This is a genomic window from Shewanella sp. H8 (genome assembly GCF_040285065.1).
GTDB lineage: Bacteria > Pseudomonadota > Gammaproteobacteria > Enterobacterales > Shewanellaceae > Shewanella > Shewanella polaris.
Genome location: NZ_CP157213.1, coordinates 3,334,165 through 3,354,852, shown reverse-complemented (window position 1 = coordinate 3,354,852; position 20,688 = coordinate 3,334,165). Strand labels below are relative to the sequence as shown.

The window sequence follows — 20,688 nt, the reverse complement described above, 5'->3', positions numbered from 1 at the left end:
AAAACTAGGCTTTCATCGCTTGCCAAAATAGTTTAAAGCTAGCGCTTCTGTGTATCTCATCGTCACCTAAATGTGGATTATCGGTAAAAAAACGAATGGCTGCTAAGTACTGACCATGGCAGTTTTCGAGCAATAATGCGTTGGGGAAGTCAGCAATAATTTCCTGCTGTTTACCTCGATTAATCAATTCGACTACAAATCCTAAAATGCTGTTCATTGCTTGTTTTCTTACGTCGGCATCAATGTCCGCTGACATCGAATACTGGAGAAAAAATAACTGTTTTAATGGTTGTGCAATAGCCCAATCGATGGCTTTTTGCCATAACGTATTGGCATCTTGTTCGATATCACCACTAAATTGAGTATTACTAACCATGTTGGTGGCAAACTCCTGTTTAATGGATAAAAATAGTTGACTCATGATATCTTTTTTTGTCGGGAAATGATGGAACAAGGTACCTGTAGCTACGCCAGCCGCTTTGGCTATTGATGCGGTTGAAGTGGCGTTAAAGCCTTTATTAACAAACAGCTGTAATGCTGAATCTAAAATCGCTTGTTTTTTGTCTGTTCTGACAATGGGTGTACTGCTCATTGAGTCAAAATACCTGTGTATGTTGGTACGGTTTATCTACAGTTTATTTATCAAATTCGTTTGAATGCTGACTGTTTAATTTCGAAATCGGCTCAGTAAGTATCACTAATTAACGTCATACTTACTGTTGCGACAATTTAGCGTTGTTAGCGCAGGAAAAACTTCATTAGTAGTCGCTGGATCAAGCCGCCATAAGGTGGATGGACCAACACGCCAGTATTAATTTTACCACTATTTAATATGGTTTTAGCGTGACTAAAGGTTAAAAAGCCTTCTTTGCCGTGATAGTGGCCCATGCCAGATGGACCAATACCACCAAACGGTGCGTCATCGGCAGCAACATGAAACACAGTGTCATTAATACACACTCCGCCCGAATGCGTTTGCTGTAAAATATCTTGCTGAGTTTTATCATCAAAACTCATGATATATAGGGCTAAAGGGCGATCTCGATGGTTTATGTAACCTATCGCTTCATCAATCGATTGATAACTAATAATTGGTAATAAAGGTCCAAATATTTCATCCTGCATAATGAGCATGTCGTCAGTGGTATGTGTGACTAACTGAGTGGCTATTTTGCGTTGAGTTGTTGATATTGGGCTATTAATTGCGGAAGTGACAGTTGCTCCTTTAGTCTTCGCATCTTCCAACACCTTGAGTAGGCGTTGGTGCTGACGCTCATTAATGATATTGCCATAATCTTGGTTGGTGTCGAAATTAGGATACATTTTATTAAATCGACGTTGATAAGCACCAATAAATGCTTCGACCTTGTCGGCTGGGCACAACACATAGTCAGGTGCGACACAGATTTGGCCAGCATTTAAGCATTTGCCAAAAATAAGCCGTTCAACGGCGGTGTCTATTGGCATATCTGGCGCAATAATCGCTGGCGATTTTCCACCTAGCTCTAATGTCACTGGTGTCAGATTGTTTGCCGCTGCACGCATCACATGACGACCAACCACAGTTGAACCGGTAAACAGAATATGGTCAAACGGTAATGCTGAAAATGCTGCGGCGACATCTGCTTCACCTTCAACTAATTCGACTTCATTTGAGTCAAAAATCGTTGCTAACATCTTGCGCAATACCGCATTAGTTGCCGGAGTGAACTCTGACATTTTTAACATGGCACCATTGCCAGCTGCAATGGCAGTGACTAATGGCCCCATTGATAACATGATAGGGAAGTTCCATGGCACAATAATACCAATTACGCCTAAGGGCTGATATTGCACCGACACTTTGGACGGGGAGAGTAATAAACCCGCATGACGACGGCTGGGTTTCATCCATGATTTAAGGTGTTTGATGGTGTAATTGATATTATTAACACAAGGCATAATATCTGAAATGATGGTGTCATTTGCAGAACGGTGGCCATAGTCGCTAATTAATGCGTCAATAATAGCTTGTTGATTATCGAGTAAAGCTTGTTTTAGTTGGGTTAATTTATCAACCCGTGACTGGTAATTTGGTGCTGGGGTAGATTGGAAGCGCGTACGTTGATTGGTCAGTAATTGTCGTAATTGTGTTTCAATATTATCAACGGCCATATTCATTTTCTATCTCCAGTAAAAATAATATCGTCGATTTGATGTCTCTAATACAAATAAACCGACTGATTAGTCGGTCTGATGTTATGTTAGTTTGTGAGCTAAGGCAAGTTTTCGCACTAGGTTTGATTTTGATCACTATGCAAGTCTTTGTTACTGACTATACTTTAATCGAAGATATGGAATTAGGTGCCTTTAATTGAGGCATGAATGTCATAGCTCGTGAACACTTATCTCTGTGGAGGATAATATGCGAAAAGGTAATATTTTATGGCCTACCGATTTTTCTGATACGGCATCGCATGCATTACGATATGCGATTGAAATGGCGAATTTATATCAAGTCGATATTCGTATCATGAATGTAGTTGATCAGCCTATTGGTGATGAAAATTTCATGGCGCTTACGATTACACCAGAAGAGTTGGCAAAAACCATGGAAGATGCTGCCGCCAGCCAAATGCATAAATTATTGGGGCAACTTAATACCAATTTAAAAATTGAAACGATTATTCGACGTGGTGATGCGGTTAACGAAATTCTGGAAGAAGCTAATAGTGGTGATATTGGAATGGTGGTTATTGCCAGCCATGGCAGAAGTGGACTTTCACATTTTTTGAATACCAATGTTGCAGAAGCTGTTGCGAATAAAGCTAAATGCCCAGTATTAGTGGTCAAGTAATCTTGGCTGTTGTAAAAGCCCTAGTGACTTAACCAATGTTATTGTTTGCTTAAAAGCTCGAACCGGGTTGGGTTAAAAATGCGACTTCGGCCGCTGTTGAGTCGCGACCTAAGATCGTATTTCGGTGTGGGAAACGGTGAAATTGAGCAATAATAGCGTAGTGATGCTGTTGGCTACGCAGATTGTTCGGTGCATATTGTTCAAATAATGGTAACGCTTGTTGATGAATGACAATCGATTCACTGTGCATATAGGGCATAATTAAAAATGCAGCCTGTTGCGTCGGTAACACTGCTAAACAACCCATTGCCACCGCTTCTTGTGCTAGTGATAATGCGAGATTATCAGCGGAAAATGCCGCTGGTGTATCGCGATAAATGTTTCGCGAAAATTGATCAAGTACAATAATTTCGGCTAATCGACCTTGAGTGTTTTCCCGCCAGTGTTGTAATTCTCCCTTTATGGCTGCATCTAAAGTGGTGCCAAAAAGCTGTGTAATCTGTAAATCAAAATCGGTATCTTTTATCCACCATTGTTTAGAAGATATTTGAGTAAACCAAAAATCAATAACATCTTTGGCGATGATGTTGGTGGTTTTTATTAATGTCATTATGCTAAATCCAATTACGATTATCGTGGCTTATTGCATTGAGTGATCGAGCGATAATTAATTGTGCTACCGACATGGGAATGTACGGAAATACCACATTTCCACTGGCCAACCCAACTTCAACATAGGCTAACTGAGCCTGTCTCTGTCCTTTGGTTTGCGTTATTTTAATATGCTGAATTTTTTCGAATGCGACTCGTTGCCATTGCTGGCCGAAGAAACCATTATGTTGCCAAATAACCTGATCTTTTACGACATAGCCCCATTGTTTATAACGGATGTAAATAGCAGATATCACCATGACAGCAGTAAACCAAATCAACTGAAAAAAACCAAGACTATGTTGGCCAAAATAACCGATGATTGTGAGCACACTTGCTAGCAACAGTGGCAGAACGATTCGTCTTGTCAGCCAATTAATATGGATAGCTGTATAACGATTAGGTAATGCGCCTGCGCCGCCACTGAGCTGTGGGATTTGAGCCAAGATGGATTTAATTTCAGTGGTCTTCACGCTTGGGATTAACATGTGTTGTTTAGTTTTGTGTTCAACTTCATGTCCTTTGACTTGTTTAAAGTATAAGGTCCAGCGGTTAAATAAACGCGCAATAACGGGTTGTTGAAAATGAATTAATTGAATACGCTTTATGGCCAATGCATCTTGCTGATGCGAAATAACACCGCCACTTCGCTGTATGGTGTCATTATGTTTGTCGAGCTGATATGGATGATATTTTAAAATGGCAGCCACAATTGAAATTAACGAAAACAAGCTGTAAATCGCAAATAACCCCACGATGACCATGATAGTTTGCAAGCCGATATTTTGATCTGTTTGCTGTTGAACCCAATACCAGAACTGTTGTGCGACAGGCGAGTCGAATACTTTATCCCAATCAAGCTGACCTGCGATAGGGCCGGCTATGACCGCAAACCAAATAAAATTGTTTTGATAAAAACCAAATAAAACTAAATCAGATAAACTTTTTCGTACAATAGGCTGCATATTGTCAGTGCATTGTTGGTTGACGGCCTGCGGATCAGTGTTTATTGACAACGTGGTGTCTGATTGAGGTAAATCAGAATGATTTAAAGCAGGGTCGCTTAAATTCGAATGGGTTAAATTAAGTAATAAATTTTTTAAGGTTTGCGCTTGTTGTGTGTCTAATGCCGCTAAATGGGCTTCGTCATCTTTCGAACCTGCGGTTTCAATTATCAGAGTACCGAGCGACAATGGCTTAAAATAAAATGGTTGTTGATAACGTATATTTTGAATTCGACCTAGGGGGATTTCATCTTTTTTGGTGAAAAATAACCCGCGCTTTACTTCAAGTTGATGGTTGTTAAGGCGAAAGCGAAATTTATGCCATTCTATTATCGCAGCCAATGTGACCAATATTAATAAAGCACTAGATGCTAATATTCCCCATTGCATATTAAAACCTTGCTGCCATCCAGTGTAAACAATCGGCACAATAGCGAAGCCATTACTAAAGATGTTTTTCAAGGTACTAAAAATATTATTGACGATAGACCATGCCGACAGCGCTTGCCATTGTTGTAAATCACTTGTTGGAGTATCACTCTCGTTCGTTACAGCAGAGTGATTGTTCGTCATATCTGCGCTATCGGTCGTCACACTCGAAGTTTCGTGAATCGCCTCTAGAGTATCCGTTGAACTGGCATTTTCGGGCTTATTCGCAACGCTAGCAGTGCGTTGAATAAGTCGTTCATTATCTTGTGATAGTGGTGGCTTATCCATTGTGGCTATCCTGCTGAGGAGGTTGAATGGATAAGCTGTCGACTTCAACGTTTGAAGCTGCTGGATCAATAATATCGCAATCGTGAGTGGGTAATAATTTACTTGTGGCCGCTTGGTTTAATAAATGTTGGCGTAAATGTTCTGCTAGGTCTGCATTGAGACCTGGTAAATTAATTTCAGCTAAACCACTACCAGCACTAAAGCATTTTAGGGTGACTAAGTTGAATTTTCGTTCAGCTGGCCCTTGCGACAAATTAACATGTTGTAGCCGAGTATAGGGGAGTGCTGTTGTTGATACCCAATATAAACCTTCACGTAATACTATTTCATTTTTAAACAATCCATACGCAATTTTATTGGCTTTAAGATGGATAAGTTTAATGATTATGGCGGCTAAAAATATCGCCAGTATTATGATGCTAGTCGCTATCATTAAGGGGAACGGTTTTGTCAGTAATAGAAATGCAGTTAATGCCGTTATGATGAGCATCGCCACTACACTGCTAATTATCAATAATAGCTTAGGGTAATTAGGGTCAATATTACTCAATGATAAATCAGCAAGTTGAATATAATCACCTTGAGACAAACGCGGACCGTGGTGATAAACAGACTGCAATGTTTCTTCTGCTGATCTCTTCACAGAAGCATCACTTAAGGTTGACTGAGCATGTGATTGTTGTGACGTTAATGTACTCTTTAACTGCGGCGGAGTATCCATGGCTGTTCGCTTTCCAAATCTGATGATATCGATTGTTAAAAACTATAACGAGATTGTCTCTACTTAGGTAGTGTTAATCATATAGGGTGATGAATAAATGAATCTATTGCCATAAAAACCGCTATTAATTCAGCCGCGATTAGCTAACACTAGCAATAGTGCTTGCGTAACTGACTGCAGATACAGTAATTTCTAATCAGTGATGAGAGATAATAGGGTGTGATGATGTTTTCGAATAATTACGTGATCAATAAATCGCAAAAAGCATTTCTACGAAAATTATATTTAGCGCATCTTCTCGATGAAGAACAGCATAATTTACTAAGCTTACAAAAATTAACCAAGATGCCAAGAAGAACCTTGCAAGATGCGATTGCCGCATTTGTTGATATTGGTATTGAGGTGGATTTTGTCCAACAAGGCCAACGTCATAATGAAGGCTATTATCGTATTTCTACTTGGGGCCCAATCAGCAGCGCTTGGGTGAATAGTCATTTTAAGCAGATCAAGCAGCACCTAGAAATTATAGATGATCCTGAAATGGCCCATTAGATCGTTTATGCATCATTGTATTCATTGTTGAAAGGATAACTCATGACTATTCAGATATTGTTATTTAATCCACAAGGTCAATTGTTATCTCAAGGCGATGACACGCTTATGGCCCAATATGATCCGCAACAGCATTTGATATGGGTTGATATTACTGGGCCTAATAGCCAAGGTTTTTTTCAGCAATATCCTTTATTTGGGATTAATAGTCTCGATTTTGAAGAAGCGCAACGTGAACGTCATCCGCCCCAATTTGAAGAATATGACACGCATTCATACTTATTAACTCATGAACTTATGGACCGAGAAGATTATCTTCTGCTCGAACGTAGCCAGTTGCTATTACACGTCAGTGACCGCTTTTTAGTGACCCAGCATGTCAAATCGTCACTGAGTGTTAGCAAAGTGGCTCAACGGATCATTGAACAAGGTTTCCTTGATAGCAATAATATGAGCAAAGTGTGTTATGAATTGCTGCGCCAAATTGTTTTTGATTATCTGGCTGTGATGCTGGCGTTAGAAGAGCGTTTAAGTGAAATTGAAGATGAAATATTTGAAGTGTCAACGGATGATTTACTGGCAGAGTTGATTGCTTATAACAGTAAATTACAAAAGGCTAAACGTTCGTTTAGCTATCATGAAGAGGTGTTACAACAATTACTTGGTGATGATAGCCATCAACATATTAAAATGGACTATGAACAACTGAGCTATTTATATAATCAGTTTGAGCGCTTATCGAGTCGTGCCAGCCTTTATCAAGGGTTAGTGGACAGTTTAATCAATGGTTATATTTCGGTGAGTGCTCATAAAACTAATCGCGTGATGATGACGTTAACCCTGGTGACTGCTATTTTTTTACCACTAACCTTAGTGGCTGGTATTTACGGAATGAACTTTAACAATATGCCTGAGCTGCAATGGCAATTTGGTTACTTTGCGGTATTGCTGCTGATGGGCATTATTGTGGTATCGGGTTTATTAATGGCTAAGATTAGGCATTGGTTTTAATAATTTTAGATTGATATTAGATGTTTTTTACATATCATTCGTGTTTAAGGTGAAATTTGTTCCGTACTCATTGTTGTTAGTTATTATTCATTTTAGTTACCATGATGAGTAGTTTCATCTTGGTTAAACCTTGCAGTAAGTTGGTGCCATATTTGTAATCAAAGGAGGGGTTTTGGCGGTATTTCAACATGGGTTTAATTTTGGCAACATTGATATTACGTCCCAAAAACCTTCTCCTACAGACAGCCAAACTGCAGATGATTACCAAGTCGATTCATTGCAACCGCCAGTAACCCACATAGAACAATTTTTATCTGCCAAGCAACAGCAGCTACTGATGAAAGAGGTAGCAAGCTACCCATTGGAGCGGGTTGAAATTGAAGTCTATGGCAAGAAACATCTTATTCCTCGTACTCAAGCATGGTTTGGTGATCCCGGCTGTGATTATCGCTTTTCTAAATTACAGATTTCACCTTTGCCATGGCCTGCTGTATTGAGTCGATTACGGCATAAGTTACGTGTTGATCATCACTTTGACAGTAATGCTGTACTCGTTAATTATTATGCCAATGGACATGACAGCATGGGATGGCACAGTGACGATGAACCTGAAATTGTCAGTGGTTCTGCTATCGCTTCAGTCACTTTAGGCGCAGAGCGTGATTTTGTTGTGCGTCATAAACATAATCATAATAAAGTGAATTTTGCTTTAGGCAGTGGAGACTTGTTGATTATGCATGCTGGAATGCAGCAAGTTTGGCAACATGGATTGCCAAAACGTTTAAGAGTGACAGAGCCTAGAGTTAATTTTACTTTTAGGCAAATTGTTGCTGGTTTTTACTCTCGCTAACTTTATTATCATCCTGATTACTATTCAAATTTGTTAGTTCTGCGACGGCCCATTTATCCTTGAACGGTTCTGTGCTCTAGTGGCGACTTTTGGTTTGCTTGTTTGACCTTTAATCAGCAAACCAGTACTCTGCGATTTCTGAGATATGTATTAACAAGAGTATTACTATGTCTATTCAACAAATCATTACTGATAAATTGAATCAAGCTTTCTCGCCGTTACACCTTGAGGTGATTAACGAAAGTAATCGTCATCATGTGCCACCAAATTCTGAGACTCATTTTAAAGTCGTTATGGTGAGTGAACTCTTTAGCGAACAAAGGTTATTAGCGCGTCATCGTGCCGTTAACCAAGTACTCGCAGATGAACTAGCTAATGGCGTACATGCGTTATCCATTAACGCTTATAGCCAACCAGAATGGCAAGCATTAGATGACGTGCCTAGAACGCCTAACTGTAAAGGCTAATGTTTATTACTTATTGATCTATTTGTACAAAAACCTCGCAAACTCTGTGAGGTTTTTTATTGGCAGTTGAAGTGATGCGGTGCTTGTCACTCGTTATGATTATGTTACAGTCATGGACTAGCTGAGTGAGAACGATAAGGATATTTACATGGTAAAAGTGATAAAAACCTGTTGTTTAATAGGTTTACTCTTATTGTTCGCCTGTCAACCCGATACTCCTTTGCAAACAAATTCTCTTTCTCAAAAATCTTCCGTTCCTTACCAAGCAATAGAGTGGCGTTTAGCTACCTCGTGGCCGAAAAATTTGCCTGGCTTAGGTATGGCTCCTGAAAGGTTCGCTCAATTAGTCAAACGCATGTCTAACGGACGTTTAATCATTACCGTTTATGGTGCAGGACAGTTGATGCCAGCATTATCTGTATTTGATGGTGTTAGTAATGGCACAATCGAAATGGCCCATAGCGCTTCATATTATTGGAAAGGTAAAGCTCCCGCAGTCCAATTTTTTTCATCAATTCCCTTTGGGTTAAATGCGCAACAGATGAATGCATGGCTTCATTATGGTGGTGGAATGGCATTGTGGGAAGAAGTCTATCAACCCTTTGGTATATTGCCATTAGCTGGGGGAAATACTGGTATGCAAATGGGGGGCTGGTTTAATAAAGAGATTACCGCACCAGAAGACTTTAAAGGTCTCAAAATGCGTTTACCTGGCTTAGGTGGTGAAGTTCTTAAAAAATTAGGCGGCATTCCTGTAGATGCTCTAACAGGCAGAGAATTATATAGCGCTTTACAAACGGGTGCTATTGACGCTGCAGAATGGGTTGGACCTTATAATGATTTACCATTAGGTTTGTATCAAGTAGCTAAATATTATTACTACCCCGGCTGGCATGAACCTGGTTCGACAATGGAATTTTTAATTAACAAACAAGCTTTTTCTACTTTGTCCGACGACTTAAAAATAATTGTTAAAGTGGCTGCTAAAGCAATAAATCAAGATATGTTAGACGACTATACTCAAGGCCATATTACGGCGATGGACGTATTGCTTAACGAACATGCCGTGCAGGTTAAACCTTTTCCTCAAAGTGTGCTCCGCGCATTGAAACAAGCAAGAGATGATGTGCTTAATAATGAAGCGGCTAAAGATCCATTGTTTAATAAAGTCCTTGAGTCATACATGGCCAACGAGACGTCGGTTAAACGCTATTTTAGTTACACTGAAGATGCATTAAGTCGATTTGAATTAGAAGCTCAACAGCAGCAGTAAACTCTGGCTGTGACAACGCTTGAATAGTGATATTATCTCAACATTAGATAATATCGTGTCGGATAATTTTACTTATTTTGGGAGTAAGCAATGCCTTTATTAGACAGTTTTACCGTAGATCATACACGTATGAATGCTCCAGCAGTTCGCGTTGCCAAACACATGAGCACCCCAAGCGGTGATGCTATTACGGTATTTGATTTGCGTTTTTGTGCACCAAACAAAGACATCCTTAGCGAGCGTGGTATTCATACCCTTGAGCATTTATTTGCAGGCTTTATGCGTGAGCATTTAAATGGTGATGGTGTAGAGATTATCGATATTTCTCCAATGGGTTGTCGTACCGGTTTTTACATGAGTTTAATTGGCCAACCGACCGAAGGTCAGGTAGCTGATGCTTGGTTAGCGGCAATGGTTGATGTAACGAATGTGATTGATCAAAAAGATATTCCTGAATTAAATGAATATCAATGTGGTACTTATGAGATGCATTCATTAACACAAGCACAAGATATTGCCCGAATGATCATTGCTGCGGGTGTGAGCGTTAATCAAAATGATGATTTAAAATTGAGTGATGAAATTTTAGGTAATCTTTAATCTAATAGATTCACTGATATTGATGAAAGCGGCTTTAGCCGCTTTTTTTGTGAATAAAACACCCCAATTCTGGGTAAATGTTATCACTACGCTATTTTTATATGACTGAAACCGTTATTGTAATGTGCTAATTTTAGTACGACATTTTTCATTTTAAGCGGTTTTTTTGCGTGACCAGACAGATATACGGAGATTAATATGTCTAACCACCCATTTAGCTTGTCAGTGATTGCGGCTGCAGTGCTTTATGTTTGCCATTCAACCAATGCTGTTGCAGAAACAGTGACAGAATCTATTGATAACATCAATAATCAACTCGATTTACAACAATCATCGGTAAGCCTATTTCATTATCGTCAAAATGATATAGCGCTAGGGTTGACGGGCGCAACAATATTGCCTCAAGCACCACACCAGGATGTGACGATCACTCATGCCAGTGCCACTGACGGTGTTGCCATTTTACAAGATGGTGTTTTCTTCTCTCCTGCACCGTATTCTGGAACGCAATTAGTATTACAACCCAATTTAAAGCAGCAACAAAAAGTATCGTTTACTGGCATGACCAGTGTGACTGAGAGTTCGCAAGCCGCTTTTGGTAAACTTGATTATCAATCCGTGCAAATTAGTCCCAATAAATATGCTACAGACATTAATCTTGAAGGCAGTGACAATAGTGCTATCAATGGTGGTGTCATCGTCAGCGGCACCACAAAACAAAATGGCATGTTATTGGCACTTGATTATCAATCAGCATCTGACGATGTTGGTTATCGCGTTCCGAGAGATGCCGATTCGACTCAGAAAGATATTCTGTTCAAAATTGCTGCCGAGAGTTTGCCGGGTGCGCGTAATCAACAAACCACCGAATTTAGTTATCAGTATTCATCGCAAGATGTTGATCGCGGTTCATTGGGGTTAACAAGTATTGATTTTGCATTAAATCCGGCTCAACTATATTCAGCTGCCAGCACTGACAATATTGAAGATGAGCGTCAACGTTACGTATTAGCCCATAAGGTTATTTTGTCTTCGACTTCAACAATGGCTACCGATTTTTACTACCAAAGCTATTCACAACAATCTCAAGACATGCGTTTTGTTGACGGTATTCAAATTGATGGTGCCTTGTTGTCTGGTATTGCCATGTTTGAAGTTGCCCCTACAGCAGATGGGATGAACTTGGGATCGTTAACCCAAAATAATGATTTTTCAGGTTTTGGTATACAGACAAAAGGCGTCAGCATGTATGGTCAACACCAGGTTACTTATACCGCGCGATACCATACTGATAAAGCTGAAATGCGATTAGGTCAACGTGAATGGTTGTGGGGCAATGATTTATTATTAACCCCAACTACCGATGATGAATATGCACTTACTTATACTGACGATGCTTCGGTGTATTCATCAGCAGTCGACACTAAATTAAATTATGGTCAATGGTCTATTAATCTTGGTTTAGGCTATGAGCACGTTAGCGTATCCCGCGAGCTTGATGATGCAGATGCTAGCATTAATGCTGTTGATTTTTCTGATGATGGATGGTCACCTTCCATAGAAGTGGCTTATCAATCTGGAGCATGGTCTGCAGCATTACAAGCCAAGCAGGCTTGGACTGCAGCTTCTGCTGGAAACGTTGAGCAAACGGCGCAAAAGGCGCTCCAATATCAATTAGCGTTAGGCTATCAGCAAGATGCCTTCTCGATTGCTATCAGCGGTTATATGCATGATTACGATAATCAACATCTTAGCTGTATACAGGGCATGGTATGTGATTACGAGCAGATCTCATTACAAGAAAATATTAGTGATGTCTCTGTTGTGGGAGCGGACTTTAGCCTAGCGTATGGATTGACCTTCGATCACTTTTCTATTCCATTTAAAGCAAAATATCAATTTACTCAAGCCGAAACCGATAACGCTGATTGCAATGACTTAATGGGCTGTTTTGCTGCTGATAGTCAATTGCCATGGGTGCCAGAACAACAATTGACGTTAAGTTCTGGTGTTATTTACGGTGATGTGTCGATTATGGCGCAAGCTTTGTATCAATCTGAACTAGGTTATCAAGGGGCATTCACTAATGATCGTGCTATTGATAGTCAATGGAAGGTGGATATAGCAGCGGCTTATCATTTTTCCGAACAGCATGAATTGTATGTTCGTGTTGAAAATGTATTAGATGAAGACTTAGTCGCGAATAGTACGATAATGGGTTATCAAGGACAGTCTGAAATGACCACTTATTTTGGTTATCAAGGTCATTTTTAAATCGGTATCGATAGAATAATATTCAATTTTTGTTAATGGTATTTATAATTCAACATGTTATTAACACTTAAAAGAATATTCATTTTTGGGGTGATATTGCAGTGGTATCTGTTCTCTTTAGGATGGGAATTTAAGATTAATACTCTAAAAATTAATACGTTAGTTTTTAAAATCAGAATCTAGCAGACAATATAAGCTCTTAGGTTCTGATCCGTTTGCCTTGACCTCAAAGCCAGCTATTGAGTAAGGTATTGGTTTGAAAACACCTATAATTTTCGTGGCGATAGTCTCATATTTGCGGTAAAATGCGCGCGACCAGCGTGATTATGATCGCATTTTCGAGTTAAATCTGCGCTAGCTCAAACGCAAAGTGTTTGTTAACACTTTGTTTTTGTAGCGGAACGTGGCGCATTGTCTTTCCTTCAAACGTAGTGCTTGTGGATATGATTACAATTAAGAAAGGATTGGAACTGCCTATAGCAGGCGGACCAGAGCAAGTTATCCATAATGGCCCAGCCATTAGACACGTAGCGACTTTGGGTGAAGAGTATATTGGCTTACGTCCAACGATGAAAATCAAAGTGGGCGATAAAGTACAAAAAGGCCAAGTTCTTTTTGAAGATAAAAAGAATTTAGGCGTTAAATATACGGCTTTAGCCAGTGGTACTATTTTAGAAATTAACCGAGGTGCAAGACGTGTACTTCAGTCAGTGGTAATTGATGTGGAAGGTGACGATAGCGTTGCTTTTGCTCAATACGATGCTGATAAGCTAGACACGTTAGACGCACAAGTTGTTCGTGATAATCTGATTGATTCAGGTTTATGGACCGCTTTGCGTACTCGCCCTTTCAGTAAAGTGCCAGCAGTAGATGCTACTGCCGCAGGTATTTTTGTTACTGCGATTGATACTCAACCTCTTGCTGCCGATCCTGTGGTAGTCATAGCTGAACATAAAGAAGATTTTGCTAATGGTCTTAAGATCTTAGCTCGATTAACTGAAGGTAAAGTTTACCTATGTAAAGCTCAAGGCGCTGATATCCCAATGGCTAATGCTCAAGTCCAAGAATTTGCGGGTAAACACCCAGCAGGTCTTGCGGGTACGCATATTCATTACGTTCTTCCTGCTTCTGCAACACGAACTGTTTGGCATATTGGCTATCAAGATGTGATTGCTTTTGGCCAACTGTTTACACAAGGTGTATTAAACACTGAGCGTGTCGTTGCTATTGGCGGCCCTAAAGCGAAAAATCCTCGCCTTGTTCGTACTGTTGTTGGTGCTAGCATGGCTGAACTGACTAATGATGAAACAGTTGGTGACGATATTCGTGTGGTTTCGGGTTCAGTGTTAAATGGCCATACAGCAGTTGGACCTAAAGCTTATTTAGGACGTTATCATCAGCAGGTGAGTGTGCTGGAAGAGGGTACTGAGAAAGAATTATTTGGTTGGGCTTTGCCTGGTTCAGATAAGTTCTCTATTACTCGATCTTTCCTAGGTCACTTACATCCATCGCGTCTGTTTAATATGACGACCAGCACGGGCGGTTCAGACCGCGCAATGGTGCCGATTGGTAACTATGAACGCGTAATGCCTTTAGACATTCTACCTACTATGCTACTTCGCGATCTTGTTTCTGGGGACTTTGATGGTGCAGCTCGTTTAGGCGCATTAGAGTTAGATGAAGAAGATTTAGCATTATGTACGTTCGTATGTCCAGGTAAGTATGACTACGCTTCATATTTACGTGACTGTCTAGATACGATCGAGAGGGAAGGCTAATGAGCTTGAAAGATTTTATCGAGCGTATTGAACCGCAATTTGAAAAAGGCGGTAAGTACGAAAAGTGGTATGCCCTTTATGAAGCGGCTGCCACCGTATTGTATACACCAGGTAAAGTGAACCACGGGGCAACTCATGTTCGCGATAACCTTGACCTAAAACGTATGATGATTACGGTTTGGGCGTGTACATTCCCAGCGATGTTTTTTGGTATGTACAACGTAGGCTTACAAGCTCAAATTGCCATGGGTGCCGGTTTCGGTATGCCTGACATTTGGCAAGTAGGTTTATTTGAATTATTTGGCGCTCAACTCACTGCAGACTCTGGCATTACGTCCTTGATGTTCTATGGTGCGTGCTTCTTCCTACCTATCTATGCAGTGACTTTCATTGTCGGTGGTTTTTGGGAGGTGCTCTTTGCGTCAGTGCGTGGCCATGAAATTAACGAAGGTTTCTTCGTTACTTCAGTGCTATTTGCATTAACTCTACCGCCAACAATTCCTTTATGGATGGTCGCTTTAGGTATTACCTTCGGTGTGGTTGTAGCAAAAGAAATATTCGGTGGTACAGGGCGTAACTTCTTAAACCCTGCACTCGCTGGACGTGCTTTCTTGTTCTTTGCTTACCCATTAAGCATGTCTGGTGATAACTCTTGGGTTGTGGCTGATGGCTTCTCTGGTGCAACGGCATTAAGTCAGGCTGCGCAAGGTACTTTCGATTACGCCTCAAATGCTAACTGGATTGACGCCTTTATGGGCTTTATTCCTGGTTCAGTGGGTGAAGTATCGACCTTTGCCATTTTGCTAGGTGGTTTAGTTATTATCTATACCCGTATTGCCTCTTGGCGTATTGTCGGTGGCGTGATGCTAGGTATGGTGGCAATTGCTACTCTACTTAACTTGGTAGGTAGTGATACAAACCCTATGTTCGCAATGCCTTGGTATTGGCACTTAGTATTAGGTGGCTTTGCATTTGGTATGATGTTTATGGCGACAGACCCTGTTTCTGCGTCATTTACCAATACGGCTAAATGGACATACGGCTTCCTTATTGGTGCAATGGTAGTGTTTATCCGCGTGGTTAACCCTGCATTCCCTGAAGGTATGATGTTAGCTATCCTGTTTGCTAACCTATTTGCTCCATTATTTGACCATTTTGTTGTACAGGCAAATATTAAGCGGAGGATTGCTCGTGGCTAGTAATAAAGATTCGTTCGGAAGAACGCTATTTGTTGTTGTCGGCTTATGTCTTATCTGTTCTGTACTTGTTTCTACCGCTGCGGTGTTGTTAAAACCCATCCAGCAAGAAAACAAGTTGCTGGATAAGCAAAAGTATATTCTTGAAGCGGCGAGCCTGATTAATCTAAAAGAAGGCAATATCACCAAAAAAGATATTCTAAGCAAATACAACCAATATGTTGAAGCTCGCTTAGTTGACCTTAAAACAGGTGATTTTGTTGAAGGTGACGCTAATACTTACGATCAACGTAAAGCATCGCGTAACACTGACATGTCGTCTATACCTGAACATGACATAGCCTCAATCAAGCGTGTTGCCGATAAAGCCGTTGTTTACCTTGTTCGTAATGATGAAGGTAAATTGACTAGCGTAATTTTACCTGTCCATGGTTATGGTTTGTGGTCAACTATGTATGCGTTTTTAGCTCTAGAAGCTGATCTCAATACTGTGCAAGGACTTGTTTACTATGACCAAGGTGAAACACCTGGTTTAGGTGGCGAAGTTGAAAATCCAAAATGGAAAGCATTATGGAAAGGTAAGCAGTTATTTGATGCTCAAGGTAACTTGGCTATTAGTGTAACTAAAAACCCCGTAGTGGCTAGCTCTATTCATGGGGTTGATGCGCTTTCTGGTGCAACATTGACCAGTAACGGTGTACAACACTCATTGACGTTTTGGTTAGGTAAAGAAGGTTTTGCAAACTTTATCGCTAAAGCACGCAACGGAGGGTTAAGCTAATGGCTAACGCTAAAGAACTTAAACAGGTTCTGACCGGACCGATAATCAATAACAACCCAATTGCATTGCAAATCTTGGGTGTGTGTAGTGCGCTTGCTGTTACCAGTAAATTAGAAACAGCATTAGTAATGACGATTGCATTAACCGCGGTAACAGCGTTTTCTAACCTGTTTATCTCGCTTATTCGTAATCACATTCCAAGCAGTGTTCGTATTATTGTGCAGATGACCATTATCGCTTCATTAGTGATTGTGGTTGACCAAGTATTGCAAGCTTATGCTTATGCGATTTCTAAACAGTTATCGGTATTCGTTGGTTTGATTATTACTAACTGTATTGTAATGGGGCGCGCTGAAGCTTACGCAATGAAAACGCCACCTTTGATGAGCTTTATGGATGGTATCGGTAACGGTTTAGGTTACGGTGCAATTCTATTATCAGTTGGTGTGGTGCGTGAACTATTTGGTAATGGTTCATTATTCGGCGTAGAAATCCTCAGCAAAATCTCTGACGGTGGTTGGTACCAGCCTAACGGTTTATTACTACTACCACCGAGTGCATTCTTCTTGATCGGTGGTTTGATCTGGTTGATCCGTACTTACAAGCCAGAGCAAGTTGAAGCAAAAGGGTAAACGCAATGGAACATTATATTAGTTTATTAATTCGTTCAGTTTTCATTGAAAACATGGCACTAGCGTTCTTCTTAGGTATGTGTACTTTCTTAGCTGTATCAAAGAAAGTCACTACTGCGATGGGCCTTGGTGTTGCAGTTATCGTGGTGCTGGCTATTTCGGTTCCTGCTAACCAAATTATTTATCAAGGTTTATTGGCTCCAGGCGCATTAGCTTGGGCTGGTTTCCCTGATGCTGATTTGAGCTTCTTGAAGTTCATCACCTTTATCGGTGTGATTGCAGCACTTGTACAAATTTTGGAAATGGCTTTAGACAAGTATTTTCCACCTTTGTACAACGCGTTAGGTATTTTCTTACCTTTGATTACCGTGAACTGTGCAATTTTCGGTGCAGTATCTTTCATGGTTGAGCGTGATTATAACCTTGGCGAGAGCGTAGTATTTGGTATTGGCTCTGGCATTGGTTGGGCGTTAGCAATTGTATTGCTAGCCGGTATCCGCGAAAAGATGAAATACTCTGACGTGCCAAATGGCTTACGTGGCTTAGGTATTACCTTCGTTTCAGCAGGTCTTATGGCTCTAGGTTTCATGTCATTCTCTGGTGTTTCTCTTTAAGAGACATTGAGGCGACGCATTAATTTGAACCTTTAAGGATAAGTGAATGGGTATTCTTGAATCTACTCCACTAGATGTATATTTAGGTGTGAGTATGTTTACTGCAATTGTCTTGATTTTGGTATTAGTGATTTTATTCGCTAAATCAAAACTCGTGGCAAGCGGTGATATCAAAATTGGTATTAACGGTGATGCAGATAAAACAATTACAACAGGCGCTGGCGGTAAGTTACTTAACGTTTTAGCCGACAACGGCATCTTCGTATCAAGTGCGTGTGGCGGCGGTGGCTCATGTGGTCAGTGTCGTGTGCAAATTAAGTCTGGTGGTGGTGATATTCTTCCTACTGAGCTTGACCACATTAGTAAAGGCGAAGCTCGTGAAGGTTGTCGTTTATCTTGTCAGGTAAACGTTAAAACTGACATGGAAATTGAACTTGATGAAGAAATCTTTGGCATCAAGAAATGGGAATGTGAAGTTATCTCTAACGATAACAAAGCAACGTTTATTAAAGAACTTAAGCTGCAAATTCCTGATGGCGAAACAGTGCCTTTCCGTGCTGGTGGTTACATTCAAATTGAAGCACCTGCTCATCATGTTAAATATGCTGAGTTTGAAGTGCCTGATAAGTATCGTGGCGACTGGGAACACTTTGGTTTCTTCAAGTTAGAATCACAAGTAGACGAAGAAACTATTCGTGCTTACTCAATGGCTAACTACCCAGAAGAGTTTGGGATTATTATGTTGAACGTGCGTATTGCTACGCCACCGCCACGTAATTTAACCTTGCCTTGTGGTAAAATGTCTTCATACATCTGGAGCTTAAAAGCCGGTGATAAAGTCACTATTTCTGGTCCATTTGGTGAGTTTTTCGCTAAAGATACTGATGCAGAAATGGTCTTCATTGGTGGTGGTGCTGGTATGGCCCCTATGCGTTCACATATTTTTGACCAATTAAAGCGTCTTAAATCAAAACGTAAGATTAGCTTCTGGTACGGTGCGCGTTCTAAGCGTGAAATGTTCTATGTGGAAGATTTTGACGGCTTAGCGGCCGAGAATGAAAACTTCCAGTGGCATGTTGCGTTGTCAGATCCGCAAGCGGAAGATAACTGGACTGGTTATACTGGTTTCATTCATAACGTTTTGTATGAAAACTACTTGCGTGACCATGACGCTCCAGAAGATTGTGAGTTCTACATGTGTGGACCTCCAATGATGAATGCAGCCGTAATTGGTATGCTTAAAGATTTAGGTGTCGAAGATGAAAACATCTTATTAGATGATTTTGGCGGCTAATGAGTTAGCTCATTACATTGACATGTAAGTCATGAAAATTGCAGCAATGCAGACAGGGTGGTTAAACACGAGTCTGTGTGCTGCAATTTTTTTTATTCATTTGAAAAAGTGTAAATTTGAAATGACCGTAAATTCAATCAAGTTACTGCTATTGCCAGCCCTTTTGCTATTCGTCAGTGCATGTAGCTCACCAGAGCCGATGATTTCATTATCAGGTAGTACAATGGGGACCACATACCATATTAAAGTGGTACCTAATGAAAAATTACCAGAACCCCAATTACTTCAAGCTGAAATAGATATGGCCTTGGAAGTTGTTAATGATCAAATGTCGACCTATCGTCCAGACTCGGAACTGTCGAAATTTAATCAATTACAAATACAGCAGAGAGTTAAGGTTTCAGCTGATACGATTAAAGTGATAAAAGAGGGAATGCGTCTTTATAAAGAGACCGATGGGGCGTTAGATATCACCTTAGGCCCAGTGGTTAACTTGTGGGGTTTTGGTCCAGATAAAAGACCTATTACTGAGCCAAGCCAAGCCCAAATTGATGCCGCAAAATCTAAAATGGGCATCAATGAATTGTCAATTAGTGGTCATAGCTTAATTAAGCATAATGCCGATTTATACATTGATTTATCATCAATTGCCAAAGGCTTTGGTGTTGATAAAATTGCGGCCATTTTAGATAAGTATCATGCCAGTGGTTACCTTGTAGAAATTGGTGGTGAGCTTAACGTCAAAGGCACTAAAGCTGATCATTCACCTTGGCGCGTCGCAGTTGAGCAACCCACTAGTGAAGGGCAAGTGGTGCAACAAGTGATTGAGCCAGGAACCATGTCATTAGCAACATCTGGCGATTATCGTAACTTTTATCAAGAAAATGGCGAACGTTTTTCACATTTGATTGATCCACGAAGTGGATATCCTATAAAGCATAAACTTGCGTCTGCAACCGTGTTAAACTCTAGTTGTATGACCGCAGATGGATATGCTACCGCCATGATGGTGTTAGGTACTGAGGCTTCCCTCGCACTTGCTAAAGAGAAACATTTAGCAATAATGCTGATAGAGAAGCAAGAGCAAGGTTTTAAGGTCTATTACAGTGATGCGTTTAAAGCGTATTTGAAATAGGTTTTTTTGATTCAAAACTACTCAAGCTTGAGCTGAATGAGTTGACTGGAGTTCGTTATGAGCACATTTATTGCTGCATTTGTGGTGTTATTATTATTTTTCTTATTGATGTCTGTCGGATATATCGTTAAAAAGAAAGCGGTTGAAGGCAGTTGTGGTGGTTTAGGTGTTTTAGGTATTGAAAAAGCCTGTGACTGTGATGATCCATGTGATGCTCGCAAGCGTCGTATGGAAAAAGATCAAGCTCGCAAAGAAATGCTTAATCAAAACCGCATTATTTAAGTCAAACAGTTTTATAAAAG

Annotated in this window: 21 protein-coding genes; 16 read left to right on the top strand and 5 right to left on the bottom strand. The window is 40.3% G+C overall.

Going from position 1 to position 20,688, the window contains the following annotated elements:
* Window positions 1-4: 4 nt before the first annotated feature.
* Together ABIS04_RS14505 and ABIS04_RS14500 are read right to left on the bottom strand one after the other, a co-directional pair.
* Window positions 5-592: a TetR/AcrR family transcriptional regulator gene (locus tag ABIS04_RS14505; protein ID WP_350431493.1), complete on the bottom strand. Its 588-nt coding sequence runs from the start codon at window positions 590-592 to the stop codon at window positions 5-7.
* A gap of 146 nt (window positions 593-738) precedes the next feature.
* Entirely contained in the window at window positions 739-2,160 is a 1,422-nt protein-coding gene (locus ABIS04_RS14500; protein ID WP_137226163.1) for a coniferyl aldehyde dehydrogenase, read from the bottom strand.
* A 244-nt stretch (window positions 2,161-2,404) separates the two neighbouring features.
* Here ABIS04_RS14500 and ABIS04_RS14495 point away from each other — a divergent pair, with 244 nt between their 5' ends.
* Window positions 2,405-2,836, top strand: coding sequence for a universal stress protein (locus ABIS04_RS14495; RefSeq protein ID WP_137226165.1), 432 nt, complete (start codon window positions 2,405-2,407; stop codon window positions 2,834-2,836).
* A gap of 49 nt (window positions 2,837-2,885) precedes the next feature.
* On the opposite strand, the gene ABIS04_RS14490 is transcribed toward ABIS04_RS14495, so the two are convergent.
* Genes ABIS04_RS14490 through ABIS04_RS14480 form a run of 3 tightly spaced genes read right to left on the bottom strand, consistent with a single transcriptional unit; the run spans window position 2,886 to window position 5,929 of the window.
* Window positions 2,886-3,446: a DUF924 family protein gene (locus ABIS04_RS14490; protein ID WP_350431492.1), complete on the bottom strand. Its 561-nt coding sequence runs from the start codon at window positions 3,444-3,446 to the stop codon at window positions 2,886-2,888.
* Between the two features lie 4 nt (window positions 3,447-3,450).
* Window positions 3,451-5,208, bottom strand: a complete 1,758-nt coding sequence (locus ABIS04_RS14485; RefSeq protein WP_350431491.1) for a PH domain-containing protein — start codon at window positions 5,206-5,208, stop codon at window positions 3,451-3,453.
* Window positions 5,201-5,929, bottom strand: coding sequence for a PH domain-containing protein (locus ABIS04_RS14480; RefSeq protein WP_350431490.1), 729 nt, complete (start codon window positions 5,927-5,929; stop codon window positions 5,201-5,203). Before ABIS04_RS14480 ends, ABIS04_RS14485 begins: the two co-directional genes overlap by 8 nt.
* 225 nt (window positions 5,930-6,154) lie before the next feature.
* Between ABIS04_RS14480 and ABIS04_RS14475 the strand changes: the two genes are divergently transcribed.
* The 15 genes from ABIS04_RS14475 (at window position 6,155) to nqrM (ending at window position 20,668) form a co-directional block, all read left to right on the top strand.
* A complete protein-coding gene (locus tag ABIS04_RS14475) occupies window positions 6,155-6,481 on the top strand; it encodes a winged helix-turn-helix domain-containing protein (protein WP_137227425.1) in 327 nt (108 codons plus the stop codon).
* 42 nt (window positions 6,482-6,523) lie between these two features.
* Window positions 6,524-7,492, top strand: a complete 969-nt coding sequence (locus tag ABIS04_RS14470) for a magnesium transporter CorA family protein (protein WP_137226175.1) — start codon at window positions 6,524-6,526, stop codon at window positions 7,490-7,492.
* A 172-nt stretch (window positions 7,493-7,664) separates the two neighbouring features.
* Window positions 7,665-8,342 carry an alpha-ketoglutarate-dependent dioxygenase AlkB gene (locus ABIS04_RS14465; protein WP_350431489.1) on the top strand — a complete coding sequence of 226 codons (678 nt, stop codon included), beginning with the start codon at window positions 7,665-7,667 and terminating at the stop codon, window positions 8,340-8,342.
* A gap of 167 nt (window positions 8,343-8,509) precedes the next feature.
* Window positions 8,510-8,809, top strand: a complete 300-nt coding sequence (locus tag ABIS04_RS14460) for a BolA family transcriptional regulator (RefSeq protein WP_137226177.1) — start codon at window positions 8,510-8,512, stop codon at window positions 8,807-8,809.
* A gap of 148 nt (window positions 8,810-8,957) precedes the next feature.
* Window positions 8,958-10,082 (top strand): TRAP transporter substrate-binding protein DctP, encoded by a 1,125-nt coding sequence (locus ABIS04_RS14455; protein WP_350431488.1) that lies wholly within the window; start codon window positions 8,958-8,960, stop codon window positions 10,080-10,082.
* A gap of 90 nt (window positions 10,083-10,172) precedes the next feature.
* Window positions 10,173-10,682 (top strand): S-ribosylhomocysteine lyase, encoded by a 510-nt coding sequence (gene luxS / locus ABIS04_RS14450; RefSeq protein WP_137226182.1) that lies wholly within the window; start codon window positions 10,173-10,175, stop codon window positions 10,680-10,682.
* A gap of 198 nt (window positions 10,683-10,880) precedes the next feature.
* Window positions 10,881-12,956 carry a TonB-dependent receptor gene (locus ABIS04_RS14445; protein WP_350431487.1) on the top strand — a complete coding sequence of 692 codons (2,076 nt, stop codon included), beginning with the start codon at window positions 10,881-10,883 and terminating at the stop codon, window positions 12,954-12,956.
* A gap of 443 nt (window positions 12,957-13,399) precedes the next feature.
* Complete coding sequence (locus ABIS04_RS14440; RefSeq protein ID WP_137227427.1) at window positions 13,400-14,734, top strand: Na(+)-translocating NADH-quinone reductase subunit A; 1,335 nt, start codon at window positions 13,400-13,402, stop codon at window positions 14,732-14,734.
* A complete protein-coding gene (locus ABIS04_RS14435; RefSeq protein ID WP_350431486.1) occupies window positions 14,734-15,933 on the top strand; it encodes an NADH:ubiquinone reductase (Na(+)-transporting) subunit B in 1,200 nt (399 codons plus the stop codon). Before ABIS04_RS14440 ends, ABIS04_RS14435 begins: the two co-directional genes overlap by 1 nt.
* Complete coding sequence (locus ABIS04_RS14430; protein ID WP_137226188.1) at window positions 15,926-16,711, top strand: Na(+)-translocating NADH-quinone reductase subunit C; 786 nt, start codon at window positions 15,926-15,928, stop codon at window positions 16,709-16,711. Before ABIS04_RS14435 ends, ABIS04_RS14430 begins: the two co-directional genes overlap by 8 nt.
* A complete protein-coding gene (locus ABIS04_RS14425) occupies window positions 16,711-17,343 on the top strand; it encodes an NADH:ubiquinone reductase (Na(+)-transporting) subunit D (protein WP_137226190.1) in 633 nt (210 codons plus the stop codon). The genes ABIS04_RS14430 and ABIS04_RS14425 overlap by 1 nt, the downstream gene beginning before the upstream one ends.
* A gap of 5 nt (window positions 17,344-17,348) precedes the next feature.
* A complete protein-coding gene (gene nqrE / locus ABIS04_RS14420) occupies window positions 17,349-17,957 on the top strand; it encodes an NADH:ubiquinone reductase (Na(+)-transporting) subunit E (RefSeq protein WP_011636427.1) in 609 nt (202 codons plus the stop codon).
* A 46-nt stretch (window positions 17,958-18,003) separates the two neighbouring features.
* Window positions 18,004-19,251 (top strand): NADH:ubiquinone reductase (Na(+)-transporting) subunit F, encoded by a 1,248-nt coding sequence (gene nqrF / locus ABIS04_RS14415; protein WP_140234893.1) that lies wholly within the window; start codon window positions 18,004-18,006, stop codon window positions 19,249-19,251.
* Window positions 19,252-19,372: 121 nt separating this feature from the next.
* Window positions 19,373-20,386: an FAD:protein FMN transferase gene (locus tag ABIS04_RS14410; RefSeq protein WP_140234892.1), complete on the top strand. Its 1,014-nt coding sequence runs from the start codon at window positions 19,373-19,375 to the stop codon at window positions 20,384-20,386.
* Between the two features lie 57 nt (window positions 20,387-20,443).
* Window positions 20,444-20,668 carry a (Na+)-NQR maturation NqrM gene (nqrM, locus tag ABIS04_RS14405; RefSeq protein ID WP_137226196.1) on the top strand — a complete coding sequence of 75 codons (225 nt, stop codon included), beginning with the start codon at window positions 20,444-20,446 and terminating at the stop codon, window positions 20,666-20,668.
* Window positions 20,669-20,688: the final 20 nt, after the last annotated feature.

Bases quoted from the DNA above. Each gene is read 5' to 3' on its own strand.
- ABIS04_RS14505 (WP_350431493.1), bottom strand. From the start codon at position 592: ATGAGCAGTACACCCATTGTCAGAACAGACAAAAAACAAGCGATTTTA.
- ABIS04_RS14500 (WP_137226163.1), bottom strand. From the start codon at position 2,160: ATGAATATGGCCGTTGATAATATTGAAACACAATTACGACAATTACTG.
- ABIS04_RS14495 (WP_137226165.1), top strand. From the start codon at position 2,405: ATGCGAAAAGGTAATATTTTATGGCCTACCGATTTTTCTGATACGGCA.
- ABIS04_RS14490 (WP_350431492.1), bottom strand. From the start codon at position 3,446: ATGACATTAATAAAAACCACCAACATCATCGCCAAAGATGTTATTGAT.
- ABIS04_RS14485 (WP_350431491.1), bottom strand. From the start codon at position 5,208: ATGGATAAGCCACCACTATCACAAGATAATGAACGACTTATTCAACGC.
- ABIS04_RS14480 (WP_350431490.1), bottom strand. From the start codon at position 5,929: ATGGATACTCCGCCGCAGTTAAAGAGTACATTAACGTCACAACAATCA.
- ABIS04_RS14475 (WP_137227425.1), top strand. From the start codon at position 6,155: ATGTTTTCGAATAATTACGTGATCAATAAATCGCAAAAAGCATTTCTA.
- ABIS04_RS14470 (WP_137226175.1), top strand. From the start codon at position 6,524: ATGACTATTCAGATATTGTTATTTAATCCACAAGGTCAATTGTTATCT.
- ABIS04_RS14460 (WP_137226177.1), top strand. From the start codon at position 8,510: ATGTCTATTCAACAAATCATTACTGATAAATTGAATCAAGCTTTCTCG.
- ABIS04_RS14455 (WP_350431488.1), top strand. From the start codon at position 8,958: ATGGTAAAAGTGATAAAAACCTGTTGTTTAATAGGTTTACTCTTATTG.
- luxS (WP_137226182.1), top strand. From the start codon at position 10,173: ATGCCTTTATTAGACAGTTTTACCGTAGATCATACACGTATGAATGCT.
- ABIS04_RS14445 (WP_350431487.1), top strand. From the start codon at position 10,881: ATGTCTAACCACCCATTTAGCTTGTCAGTGATTGCGGCTGCAGTGCTT.
- ABIS04_RS14440 (WP_137227427.1), top strand. From the start codon at position 13,400: ATGATTACAATTAAGAAAGGATTGGAACTGCCTATAGCAGGCGGACCA.
- ABIS04_RS14435 (WP_350431486.1), top strand. From the start codon at position 14,734: ATGAGCTTGAAAGATTTTATCGAGCGTATTGAACCGCAATTTGAAAAA.
- ABIS04_RS14425 (WP_137226190.1), top strand. From the start codon at position 16,711: ATGGCTAACGCTAAAGAACTTAAACAGGTTCTGACCGGACCGATAATC.
- nqrE (WP_011636427.1), top strand. From the start codon at position 17,349: ATGGAACATTATATTAGTTTATTAATTCGTTCAGTTTTCATTGAAAAC.
- nqrF (WP_140234893.1), top strand. From the start codon at position 18,004: ATGGGTATTCTTGAATCTACTCCACTAGATGTATATTTAGGTGTGAGT.
- ABIS04_RS14410 (WP_140234892.1), top strand. From the start codon at position 19,373: ATGACCGTAAATTCAATCAAGTTACTGCTATTGCCAGCCCTTTTGCTA.
- nqrM (WP_137226196.1), top strand. From the start codon at position 20,444: ATGAGCACATTTATTGCTGCATTTGTGGTGTTATTATTATTTTTCTTA.